The sequence below is a fragment of the Kribbella sp. NBC_00482 genome (assembly GCF_036013725.1).
Classification (GTDB): Bacteria; Actinomycetota; Actinomycetes; order Propionibacteriales; family Kribbellaceae; genus Kribbella.
In genome coordinates this window covers 1,487,073-1,498,506 of sequence record NZ_CP107881.1, presented here as the reverse complement: position 1 = coordinate 1,498,506, position 11,434 = coordinate 1,487,073, and the positions used below count along the sequence as shown (strand labels likewise).

The following is an 11,434-nucleotide window of genomic DNA, read 5'->3' as shown; positions in this document are numbered from 1 at the left end:
GGCACGGCACCTCGCCGCACGTGAGCAAAGGCCACGATGCTCCGCATCGAGACCTTCGCTCCCGCACGCCGAGCTACCGCACCGAGCACCTCCTCGCGACGGCGCGGAGCCATCAGCCATGCCCTACCCTGACAAGTAGATCGTCTGGTACCCGGGAGCGGGACTGGAACGAGAAGAGAGTGAGTGATGGAACGGATCGGCTTGATCGGAGCCGGCCGGGCCGGGACCGCCCTGGGAGCAGCCTTGGCGGCAGCCGGACATCCCCTGGTCGGAGTCACCGCGCGCTCGGACGCGTCCCTGGACCGCGCCGCCCGCCTTCTGCCCGCTGTGCCTGTGCTGACCGCTGACGAGGTCACGAGGAGCGCCGACGTCGTACTGGTCGCCGTACCGGACGACCTGATTCACGACGTTGCGCACACGCTGCCGTTGACCAGTGCGCAGTACGTCGTGCACCTGTCCGGAGCACATGGTCTGGCCCCGCTGACCGGGCTGGCTGCGACACCGGTCGCGCTGCACCCGTCGATGACGTTTCCGGGCGGCCAAGTAAGCCTGGACGGGGTCATGTTCACCGCAACTGCTCCTGATGCGGCACGGTCGATCGTCGAGCGGATGGTGAAGGCGCTGGGCGCACAGGTGCAATGGGTCGCCGACGACCAGCGTGCTCGCTACCACGCCGGTCTGGTCCACGGCGCGAACCACCTCACCACGCTGGTCTCGCAGGCGGTCGCCGTACTGCGGGAGGCGGGCGTGGCGGATCCGGTGGCGACACTGCGGCCGTTGCTCGTCGCAACCCTCGACAACACGCTGCGATCCGGTCATCATGCGCTCACCGGGCCGATCGCCCGGGGGGATGTCGACACGGTGGCAGCACATCTGGCAGTACTTCGGGGCAGCACGAGGCGCACGTACGCCGAACTGGCCCGGGCGACTGTCGAACTGGCCACGGACGGGCGGCTGGACGCGGAGACGGTCTGCCGCCTGACCGAGGTACTGGACCGGGCAGATCGGACAGGGGAGGCACCGCGATGAGACTCACCCAGACCAAGGCCGAACTGCGAGCCGCGGCGGCGATCCGGCCGCGGGCGGTCGTGATGACGATGGGTGCTCTGCACGACGGCCATGCCGCGCTGCTGGCGGAGGCCCGTGAACGGGTCGGGCCGGACGGCAGCGTGCTCCTGACGATCTTCGTGAACCCGTTGCAGTTCGGGCCGACCGAGGACTTCGACCGGTACCCGCGGACGCTGGCCAGCGACCTGGCGATCGCGAAGAACGAGGGCGTCGACCTGGTCTTCAACCCGTCCCGGGACGAGCTCTACCCGAACGAGCCCTCGATCACGGTGCATCCGGGGCCGTTGGCGGACGAGCTCGAGGGTGTGTTCCGGCCCGGCCACTTCTCCGGCGTACTGACCGTGGTGTCAAAGCTGCTCCACCTGACCGCGCCCGACCTGGCGTTGTTCGGCGAGAAGGACTACCAGCAGCTGACGCTGATCCGTGAGATGGTCTGCGACCTCGACATGGACGTCGACATCGTGCCGGTGCCGACCGTGCGGGAGGCGGACGGGCTCGCGCTCTCCTCACGCAACCGGTACCTGAGCGAGACCGAGCGTGACGAGGCACTGGTGCTGTACCGGGCGCTGAGCGCCGGCGCGAAGGCTGGGATGAACGGGCCGGACGCGGTGCTGGCCGCGGCGCAGGCCGAGCTCGAGGCGGTGCCGTCGGTGAAGATCGACTATCTCGCCCTACGAGCACCCGATCTCGGCCCGGTGATCGGCCCCGGCGAGGCCCGGATGCTGATCGCCGCCCGCGTCGGTCTGACCCGTCTCATTGACAACATTTCCATCACCCTCCGATGAATTCGATTGATACCGTCGCGGGATGACCGGACCCGCAGTCCCTCAGCGTCTGGCCTCGCCGGAGGCCGGGTGGACCGACTCAGTTGATGTGGTGGTGATCGGCTCCGGCGTCGCCGGGCTGAGCGCCGCGCTCAAGGCCCGCGAGCTGGGCACCGTGCTGGTGGTGACGAAGGACGTCGTCGCCTCCGGCTCGACGCAGTGGGCGCAGGGCGGCGTCGCCGCCGCTCTCGACCCGGAGGACTCTCCCGAGGAGCACCTGCAGGACACGCTCGTAGCCGGCGCCGGACTGAGCGACCCGGAGGCTGTCCGGGTCCTCGTCACCGAAGGCCCGGACGCCGTCCGCGACCTGATGGACCTGGGCGCGCGCTTCGACACCCTGGCCGACGGGGAGATCTCGCTCGGCCGCGAAGGTGGGCACCACCGCAACCGGATCGCACACGCGGGCGGCGACGCGACGGGCGCCGAGATCGAGCGGGCGCTGGTCGCCGCGGTCAAGCGCGCCAAGGACATCCGGCTGATCGAGCACGCCCTGGTCCTCGACCTGCTCACCGCCGCCGACGGCTCCATCGCCGGCGTCACGTTGCACGTGATGGGCGAGGGTCAACTCGACGGCGTCGGCGCGATCCGTGCCCGGGCGGTGATCCTGGCGTCCGGCGGCCTCGGACAGTTGTACGCGGCAACGACCAACCCGAGCGTGTCGACCGGTGACGGGATGGCGCTCGCGCTCCGGGCCGGCGCGAAGGTGCGGGACCTGGAGTTCGTGCAGTTCCATCCCACGGTGCTCTGGCTGGGCAAGAGCGCGAAAGGCCAGCAGCCGTTGGTGTCCGAGGCAGTCCGCGGCGAGGGTGCGTTCCTCGTCGACCACACCGGCAAGCGGTTCATGCAGGGTCAGCACGAGCTCGCCGATCTCGCGCCGCGGGACATCGTGGCAAAGGCGATCATGCGCCAGATGATTGCCACCGGCAAGGACCACGTCTACCTGGACGCCCGGCACTTCGGCGACGAGAAGTGGCGGGTACGGTTCCCGACCATCCTCGCGTCCTGCCGCTCGCACGGTATCGACCCGGTCCGCGAACTGATCCCGGTCGCCCCCGCCTGCCACTACTCGTCGGGCGGAGTGTGGACGGACCTGAACGGCCAGACCTCCGTTCCCGGCCTGTACGCGTGCGGTGAGGTTGCGTGCACCGGCGTACACGGGGCCAACCGGCTCGCCTCGAACTCGTTGCTCGAAGGGCTCGTGTTCGCCCGCCGGATCGCCGCGCACCTCGCGAACGGTCTGCCCGAACAGCGGGAGCCGGACGTGGACCGCCGTACGCCGGGACTCGTCGACGCGGACGTCGTACCCGAGCTGCAGCGGGCGATGACCGTCGGCGCCGGTGTGATCCGGAGCGCTACCGGCCTGTCGGAGGCGGGTGCGGCGATCGCCAAGCTGATCGAGCAGCCGTACGACGAGCCGGGGACGCCGGGCTGGGAGGCGACGAACCTGGTGACGGTCGCCTCCGCGCTGATCGCCGCGGCGACCGCCCGCGAAGAAAGCCGTGGCGCGCACTGGCGCGAGGACCACCCGGACCGCGATGATCTGCACTGGTTCGGAAGCCTGGACGTGACACTTGATCACCGGGCTGTGCCGCAGGCCACGTTTGTTTCGCGCGAATCCGAGGAGAATGAGCGGCATGGATGAGACAGTCGACCGGCAATGGGTCGGTGACCTCGTGCGGGCAACCATCGAGGAGGACCTGGCCGGAGGCGTCGACGTGACGACCACCGCCACGGTCGACCCGGACCAGGTGTCGGTGGCCGAGCTGGTCGCCCGCGCCGACGGCGTGGTGGCGGGCCTGGAGATCGCGGAGCTGGTGCTGCGGCAGGTCGCGGCGCCGGACGAGATCGAGATCGAGTACACCGTCCGCGACGGCGAGTCCGTGCAACGCGGCGCTGTCCTGATGACGATCCGCGGCAAGACGCGGCAGCTCCTGACGGCCGAGCGCACCGCGCTGAACCTGCTCTGCCACCTGAGCGGCGTCGCAACGCTGACCCGGCGCTGGGTGGATGCGGTCGAGGGCACCGGAGTGGTCATCCGCGACACCCGCAAGACCATGCCGTTGCTCAGGTCCCTGGAGAAGTACGCCGTACGTTGCGGGGGCGGGAAGAACCACCGGATGGGTCTGTCGGACGCCGCGCTGATCAAGGACAACCACGTGATCGCGGCCGGTGGCGTCGCGGAGGCGTTCCGGCTGGTGCGTAAGGCGTACCCGGAGATCGGGATCGAGGTCGAGGTGGACTCGGTCGAGGACGCGGTGATCGCGGTCGAGTCCGGCGCCGAGCTGATCCTGCTGGACAACATGGACGCCCCGCTGCTGCGCGAAGCCGTCGAGAAGGTCGCCGGCCGGGCCAGGCTGGAGGCCTCTGGCGGGCTGACCCTGGACCAGGCGCGAGAGGTCGCCGAGACCGGTGTCGACTTCCTCGCGGTCGGTGCGCTGACGCACTCCGCGCCGGTGCTCGACATCGCGTTGGACCTCAAGGAGGCCTGAGTGTTGCTGGCCGTTGCCGTCGAGAACACCAGGACGCTGGTCGGCCTGGTGTTCGAGGGCACGGTCAAGCGGCACTGGTGGGTCGGGACCGATCCACGTCGTACGGCGGACGAGTGGGCGGTGCTCCTGCAGGGCCTGCTCGCCGGTGAGTCGCCGGTGTCCGGGATCGCGGTGTGTTCCGCCGTACCGCATGTGCTGCACGAGTTGCGGGACGTCGTATCGCGCTACTACCAGGGTGTGCCGAGCGTTGTCGTCGAGCCCGGTGTGAAGACCGGGCTGCCGGTGCTGGTCGACAATCCGCGGGAGGTCGGCACGGACCGGATCGCGAACGCGCTGGCGGCCGTGACCAAGTACGGCGCGCCCTGCCTGGTCGTCGATGTCGGTACGGCGATCACGATCGACGTGGTCAACCCGGCCGGCGCCTTCATCGGAGGGGTGATTGCCCCGGGCATCGAAACCGCCACCGACGCGCTCGGGGAGGCGGCCGCACAACTGCGCCGGGTCGAGCTGGTCCGGCCGCGATCGGTGGTCGCGAAGAACACCGTCGAGGCGCTGCAGTCCGGTGCGATCCACGGATTCGCCGCGCTGGTCGACGGTCTGGTCGCGCGGATCCGGACCGAACAGTCTCTGAATGACGACGTCACGGTCGTCCTCACCGGCGCGCTCGCGCCGCTGCTCACCGGCGAGCTGAACACCCCGGTTCGCGACGAACCGTTGCTGACCCTGCGCGGTCTGTATCAGGCCTTCGCCCGCAATCACGGCTGACGGCCGCTACCTCTTGTGCCCTTGAGGTGATCGGGATCACCATGAGCTAGGTGACTTCCGGGGGTGGGGGGAAACATGAGGTCTGTCTATCGCGCGCTGGCCGGCTTGATCGCGATCGGGGTGATCGTCCAGGCAATGGCGATCGCACTCGCGTGGTTCACGGTCATCAAGGACGTCGACGGCGGCTTGGTGCTGGACGAGAACTCCGATGCCAACGCCGGACACATGATCCATACGATCGTGGGCAGCGGGATCATCCCACTGCTGGCGATCCTGCTGCTGATCATCTCGTTCTTCGCGAAGGTCGCGGGCGGCGTCAGGTGGGCGCTGTACGTGTTCGGTCTGGTCGTGTTGCAGTTCGGGCTGGCCGTCGCGTCGTTCGGCGCACCGGTGATCGGCGCGCTGCACGGGCTGAACGCGTTCGCTCTCCTGGCAGTCGCGGCGATGGCGGCCCGGCGTGCAGCCACTCAGCCGGTGACAGCGGCCGCCGCCGCAACCGCCTAGATGCTGTTGGCAACTGACGTGCGGCGATCGTGAAGCTGCGGTCGCCGTCTCGTCGTGCGCTGATCGCGATCGCAGCGACGATTGTCGTGCTGGCGCCGCTCGGGTTCTTCTGGCAGCGGAGCCTGATCCCGAACGATCTGTCGCCGATGACGATGGGGTACGCCGACTACGGTGGCGGGCCGGCGGCCGCGCATCACGGGACCGATGTCAGCCAGTTGACCGGTCCCGTTGACAGGACGCCTGCTGTCGCGGTGGAGCTCGTGGCGCGCGAGGAGCGGTTCGACCTCCCCGGCCGCGGGCCGATGGACGGCTACACGTTGAACCACACGTCGCCGGGTCCGCGGATCGTCGCGAAACAAGGCGATCTCGTCCAGGTCACACTGCGCAACGAAAACGTTGCCGAGGGCATCACACTGCACTGGCACGGTGTCGACGTACCGAATGCCGAGGACGGTGTCGCGGGTGTCACGCAGGACGCGATCCCGCCGGGCAAGTCGTACGTGTACCGCTTCGTCGCGAAGGACGCCGGCACGTACTGGTACCACTCGCACCAGGTCTCGCACGAGCAGGTGCAGAAGGGTCTGTACGGCGTACTCATCGTCCAGCCCACCGCGGCGGACGTGATCGCGGCGGTGCACACCTATGACAAGGTCCGCACGGTCAACGGTGAGTACGGCGAACGTCGTGTGAAGGCGCCCGGTCCGATCGCGCGGGTGCGGTTGATCAACACCGACAACGGACCGATGGCGGTCTGGGTCGACGGGGCGTCGTACAAGGTGATCGCGGTCGACGGGACCGAGGTGAACGCGCCGACAGAGGTGAGCGGGAAGGCGGTGCTCGTCACCGCGGGCGGCCGGGTCGACCTCGAGATCCCCACGGCGAAAGCGGTGCGGATCGGGCTCGGCGGCGGACCGACGACGCTGGTGATCGGCGACGGTGACGCGCCGACCGGGACCGAGCCGCGGGACCGGGTCGACCTGCTGAGTTATGGGGAACCGAAGCCGCTCGGGTTCGATCCTGCGAAGGCGACCCGGGCGTTCCGGTACGACATCGGCCGGCGGATCGGGTTCTTCGACGGGAAACCCGGGCTGTGGTGGACGATCAACGGGCATCAGTACCCGGATGTGCCGATGTTCGTGGTGAGCGAGGGCGACATCGTGCGGATGACGATCAAGAACACCTCAGGGCAGGTGCACCCGATGCACCTGCACGGCCATCACGTCGTCGTGCTGAGTCGTGACGGGGTGCGCGCTTCAGGGAGCCCGTGGCGGACGGACTCCCTCAACGTCGAGGACAAGGAGACCTACGAGGTCGCCTTCGTGGCGGACAACCCAGGCATCTGGATGGACCACTGCCACAACCTTCCGCATGCCGCCCAAGGCCTTGTCACGCACCTGATGTACACAGGCGTCACTACGAAACACCACCTCGGCGGCACCCCGAACAATCAGCCCGAGTAGCGGTGATCCAACCGGTCCGCTGTACTCGCGCCAATCTCGGCCGGGGTCGTCTCCTGACACCAGCGCCTGTTCCCAGTCCCGCCGCGGGCGCGCAGCAACCCAACTTTGAGAAGCCGCCGACCATGTCGGCGCCCCGAGAATGGTTGGTGGCTTCTCAAAGTTGGGCTCGGGCGGGTGGCCGCGATGGTGATGGGGTTGGTGGCTGGTAGGAGGATATTCCTGGGTGGGCGCCAGAAATCCTCCACGGACGTGACCGAAACCCTCCATCAAGGGGTCGGGCGGCAAGCACGGCTTATGGGGCGATCGGGCGGCCGACTGTGAGGGTCTTGCGGAGGGTGTCGGGCAGGCCGTTGTACGCCGAGTCCGGTTGGGTGCCGGTCGCGTCGAGGGTCTTGGAGAAGAAGGCCCGGGCGGCGGCCGCGAGCGCTACGTCGAGTACGTCGGCATCCGTCAGGCCGAGTGCTTTCAGCGCGTCGACGTCTTCCTGGGTGATGGTGTCGGCGGCGAGTGCGATCTTGCGCGCGAAGGCCATCACCGCGCGGTCGACCGGGTCGTTCGCGGGCTCGTCGACGAGCGCCGCGACTTCCTCCGCGGTGTAGAACTTGTCGGCCAGGATCTGCCCGTGCGCGAGACTGCAGTAGCTCGACTTCAGCGCGGTCGCCGCGGCCAGCGTGGCGAGCTCGTAGCGGCGCAGGTCCATGGACTCCTGGATCGCGCGGCTCAGCTGCTTCCAGGCCTCGAAGACGGCCGGTCGTGCGGCGAACGTGTGGACGAAGTTGGGCACGTGCCCGGCCGGCGCCCGGTTCGCAGCGAACATCTCCGGGACGTTTGGCGTACCGATGAATGCCATCGTGGTTCCCCCCTCAGTGGCTTACCTCACGGTAGGTGCGCGATACCGATCCGGCAACGGTCATGGGGAGAGGGCACCCGCGACTAGGTATGGTTCACCCGGTTGGTCGTGAGGAGACGAGGGGTGGTCGGAATGCGGCGCGTGCTCGCCGTAGGGCTGGTGGTAGTTGCGGGGGCGACCTCGCTGACTGCCTGTGCCTCCGATCCGCCGCCGACCGATGTCACCGTCGCGTGGGCGCCCAAGGGGCGGGCCGCGGTGCTGGTGACCTGGAAGGACAACGGGCAGCCGAACCGGGTCACGATCGAGGGTGTGCTCAGCGAGAGCCCGTCGTACGTGAAGTACATCCCGGCCGGTGAACCGAACCGGTGGGAGATCCCGACGTCGGCGTTCCCGCCGGACGGGAACTACAAGGTCGCGGTCGGGACCGGGACCTCACAGGGCGGCGTGACCAGCAAGCTGACCAAGTCGCCGGTGTTCGACACCGACGGTCCGGTGCGGCCGAGCGCGGCGGCGGTGGCGAAGCAGGGGCGCGGGGTGCTGATCCGATGGTCGGTGCCGGTCGCTCCGCAGGACTTCACGCCGAACGACCCGCTGGACGTGAAGGGCAAGAAGACCCAGCGGTACGTGCCGATGATCGGGCGGCCCGGCCAGATGCTGAAGGTGATCGGCCCGGCGACGACCTCGAACCGGCAGGTGATCAAGAGCGTCAAGCCGCCGTACACCTTCCAGCTGCGCACCCAGAACGAGTGGAGCACCAACGTCGGCGGGCAGGTGCTCGGGCTGACCAGCTCGATCAACGCGGCCGTACCGAGGCTGGCCCAGTTCAGCGTGCCGATCCGGGTCCGCGGGCGGGTCATCCTGCACCAGGTCGGCTGTGAACTCGACGCGCCGTGCACGAGCAAGCGCGCGACCCCGGCCGGCGTGCCGGTCGTGGTGCTGACCCAGGTCGCCCCGGGCTCGCGGTGGACGCCGGCGGCGCGCGGGTCGACGACGGCCGGCGGGTACTACGACATCGCGGTGCCGACCGGCGGCAGTCGCCCGTACAAGATCACCGTGCCGGAGAACACCAAGGGCGGGACGCAGACGGGTACGTCGACCAGTAAGCCGGCCTACACGAAGAGCGTCGTCCGGATCGCGTCGGCCGGATTCGCCAACGGGAACACGGCGACCGCGAAGGGCTCGATGGTGACCGTGTCAGTCGCCGTGAAGCCGGCCATGAACACGACCGTGATGCTGCAGGCCTGGAACCGGCAGACCCGCCGGTGGGTGAACTCGAAGGCGCTGCCGATGCGCGGCGGCGCGGCCGCGCTGGCGTTCAAGGCCGCGCAGCCGGGCGACTTCGTCTACCGGTTCGTGATCCCCGGCGCGATGATGTTCGGCCGGCCGATCGACGGGACCACGACGCCGCAGTTGCAGCTACACGTCCGCTGACTCGGTCGCCGCCTCGGGAAGCGAGTCGGTCTGCTCCCGGCGGCGCTTGCGGACCTTGTGTACGGCGTACAGCGTGACCGCCGCGACCGCGACGGCGATCAGTGCGATGACCGACACCCGGCCGAAGATCTGGTCGGCGTTGTCGCCGATCTTGTACGCGACGACACCGATCGTGGTCGCCCAGGCGATGCCCCCGGCGGCGTTCGCGACCAGGAAGCGCGGGTAGTGCATCCGCAGCATGCCCGCCATCGGGCCCGCGAAGATCCGCAGCAGCGCGACGAAGCGGCCGAAGAACACCGTCCAGACGCCGTACTTGTGGAAGTACTTCTCGGCCCGGACGATCCGGTCCTCGGAGAAGTGATGGAACCGCTTGCCCAGCCGTTCGAAGAGCCGGCGGCCGGCCTTGCGGCCGATGAAGTACCCGATCGAGTCGCCGATGATCGCGCCCGCCGCGGCGGCCATGATCACGAACTCGATCTTCAGATGATGCTGCTGCGACGCGAGCAGCGCGGCGGCGATGAGCGTGGTCTCACCGGGCAGCGGCACACCCATGCTCTCCACGCCGATGACAAGTCCGACCACCAGATAGGCCAGCACGGCCACCCCGGAAGGGATGGCGATCGCCTGCGCGATCAGCAGAGGTTCCCCCATGCACCCATAGTGACATCGTCGGACAACCGATTTGGTGACCGGGCAACTAACTCCGGGGAAGTTCAGGGTTGTGGCCGTTCTCCGACGGGATCTTCGGCGTCTCGCCCGAGAACGCCTTGGTGACGTTCTGCAATGCGGTGGTGACCTCGGACGGGATGACCCAGAAGGTGTTGCCGGGGCCCTTGGCCAGTTCGGGCAGCATCTGCAGGTACTGGTACGCGAGCAGTTTCGGGTCCGGGTCGTTGCGGTGGATGGCCTCGAACACGGTGTCGATCGCCTTCGCCTGACCCTCGGCGCGCAGGATCGCCGCCTGCCGGTCGCCTTCCGCGGTCAGGATCCGGGACTGCCGGACGCCCTCGGCGTTCAGGATCGCGGCCCGCTTCTCCCGCTCGGCCCGCATCTGCTTCTCCATCGACTCCTTGATCGACGCCGGCGGCTCGATCGCCTTGAGCTCGACCCGGTTCACCCGGATGCCCCACTTGCCGGAGGCCTCGTCGAGGACGCCGCGCAGGATCGAGTTGATGTGCTCGCGCGAGGTCAGCGTCTTCTCCAGGTCCAGTGCGCCGATGACATTGCGCAGGGTCGTGACGGTGAGCTGCTCGATCGCCTGGATGTAGTTGAAGATCTCGTACGCCGCCGCCCGCGGATCGGTGACCTGGAAGTACAGCACCGTGTCGATGTGGACGACCAGGTTGTCCTCGGTGATCACCGAGTTCGGCTCGAACGAGACCACCTGCTCGCGCAGGTCGATCAGCTGCCGGGGCCGGTCGATGAACGGGATCAGGATGTTCAGGCCGGGCTCGAGGGTGCGCAGGTACCGGCCGAGGCGTTCGACGTTGACCGCCCGCGCCTGCGGCACGATCCGCACGGTCCGCAGTACCAGCACGACAGCGAGCAGCGCGACGACGATTCCGATGATCAGTCCGGCCATGGTTCCTCCTGAGGATGGACGAGGGCGGTAGCCCCCTCGATGGCGAACACGTCGACGCGGGTGCCCGCGGGGATGTGCAGGTCGGGGTCGTAGGAGCGGGCGCTCCACTCCTCGCCACCGATCCGGACCCGGCCGTCGTCGCGGTCACAGGGCGCGAGTACGACGGCTTCGCGGCCGATCAGCGCGGCCACACCGGTGCGCAGCTTCGGGTGCCCGGTCAGGTGCCGGCGTGCGATCGGGCGGACCAGCGTGACCATGGCCGCGGCGGTGACCGCGAAGGCCAGCACCTGGAAGGCGATGCCGAGTCCCAGCGCGCCGATCCCGGCCGCGGCGAGCGCGGCGACGGCGAGCAGGAGCAGGTCCAAGGTCGCCGTCATCAACTCGGCCGTGCCGAGGACGGCGGCGACGATCAACCACAGGATCCAGGACTGCATGGCGACCACCAAATGGCGGAAAGTACC

At 68.8% G+C, this 11,434-nt stretch carries 12 protein-coding genes; 8 read left to right on the top strand and 4 right to left on the bottom strand.

What is annotated here, in order from left to right:
- Positions 1-186 precede the first annotated feature (186 nt).
- From OHB24_RS07520 to OHB24_RS07490, 7 genes are all read left to right on the top strand, one after another.
- On the top strand, positions 187-1,029 hold the full coding sequence (locus tag OHB24_RS07520; protein ID WP_327638218.1) for a Rossmann-like and DUF2520 domain-containing protein: 843 nt from the start codon (positions 187-189) through the stop codon (positions 1,027-1,029).
- The gene (gene panC, locus OHB24_RS07515; protein ID WP_131335502.1) at positions 1,026-1,853 is read left to right on the top strand and encodes a pantoate--beta-alanine ligase; all 828 of its coding nucleotides are present in this window, start codon (positions 1,026-1,028) and stop codon (positions 1,851-1,853) included. Before OHB24_RS07520 ends, panC begins: the two co-directional genes overlap by 4 nt.
- Positions 1,854-1,875: 22 nt before the next feature.
- A complete protein-coding gene (locus OHB24_RS07510; protein ID WP_327638217.1) occupies positions 1,876-3,534 on the top strand; it encodes an L-aspartate oxidase in 1,659 nt (552 codons plus the stop codon).
- The gene (nadC, locus tag OHB24_RS07505; RefSeq protein ID WP_327638216.1) at positions 3,527-4,381 is read left to right on the top strand and encodes a carboxylating nicotinate-nucleotide diphosphorylase; all 855 of its coding nucleotides are present in this window, start codon (positions 3,527-3,529) and stop codon (positions 4,379-4,381) included. Before OHB24_RS07510 ends, nadC begins: the two co-directional genes overlap by 8 nt.
- On the top strand, positions 4,382-5,146 hold the full coding sequence (locus OHB24_RS07500; RefSeq protein WP_327638215.1) for a type III pantothenate kinase: 765 nt from the start codon (positions 4,382-4,384) through the stop codon (positions 5,144-5,146).
- Between the two features lie 75 nt (positions 5,147-5,221).
- A complete protein-coding gene (locus OHB24_RS07495; protein WP_327638214.1) occupies positions 5,222-5,650 on the top strand; it encodes a hypothetical protein in 429 nt (142 codons plus the stop codon).
- Between the two features lie 29 nt (positions 5,651-5,679).
- Complete coding sequence (locus OHB24_RS07490; protein WP_327638213.1) at positions 5,680-7,110, top strand: multicopper oxidase family protein; 1,431 nt, start codon at positions 5,680-5,682, stop codon at positions 7,108-7,110.
- A gap of 292 nt (positions 7,111-7,402) precedes the next feature.
- Here the strand turns inward: OHB24_RS07490 and OHB24_RS07485 are convergent, their stop codons facing one another.
- Positions 7,403-7,960, bottom strand: coding sequence for a carboxymuconolactone decarboxylase family protein (locus OHB24_RS07485; protein WP_327638212.1), 558 nt, complete (start codon positions 7,958-7,960; stop codon positions 7,403-7,405).
- 132 nt (positions 7,961-8,092) lie between these two features.
- Here OHB24_RS07485 and OHB24_RS07480 point away from each other — a divergent pair, with 132 nt between their 5' ends.
- Complete coding sequence (locus tag OHB24_RS07480; RefSeq protein ID WP_327638211.1) at positions 8,093-9,391, top strand: hypothetical protein; 1,299 nt, start codon at positions 8,093-8,095, stop codon at positions 9,389-9,391.
- On the opposite strand, the gene OHB24_RS07475 is transcribed toward OHB24_RS07480, so the two are convergent.
- Genes OHB24_RS07475 through OHB24_RS07465 form a run of 3 tightly spaced genes read right to left on the bottom strand, consistent with a single transcriptional unit; the run spans position 9,377 to position 11,407 of the window.
- Positions 9,377-10,042 (bottom strand): DedA family protein, encoded by a 666-nt coding sequence (locus tag OHB24_RS07475; RefSeq protein WP_327638210.1) that lies wholly within the window; start codon positions 10,040-10,042, stop codon positions 9,377-9,379. The two genes, OHB24_RS07480 and OHB24_RS07475, sit on opposite strands and share 15 nt — an antisense overlap.
- A gap of 46 nt (positions 10,043-10,088) precedes the next feature.
- Positions 10,089-10,973 carry an SPFH domain-containing protein gene (locus OHB24_RS07470; protein ID WP_327638209.1) on the bottom strand — a complete coding sequence of 295 codons (885 nt, stop codon included), beginning with the start codon at positions 10,971-10,973 and terminating at the stop codon, positions 10,089-10,091.
- Entirely contained in the window at positions 10,961-11,407 is a 447-nt protein-coding gene (locus tag OHB24_RS07465; protein ID WP_327638208.1) for an NfeD family protein, read from the bottom strand. Before OHB24_RS07465 ends, OHB24_RS07470 begins: the two co-directional genes overlap by 13 nt.
- Between the last annotated feature and the right edge of the window lie 27 nt (positions 11,408-11,434).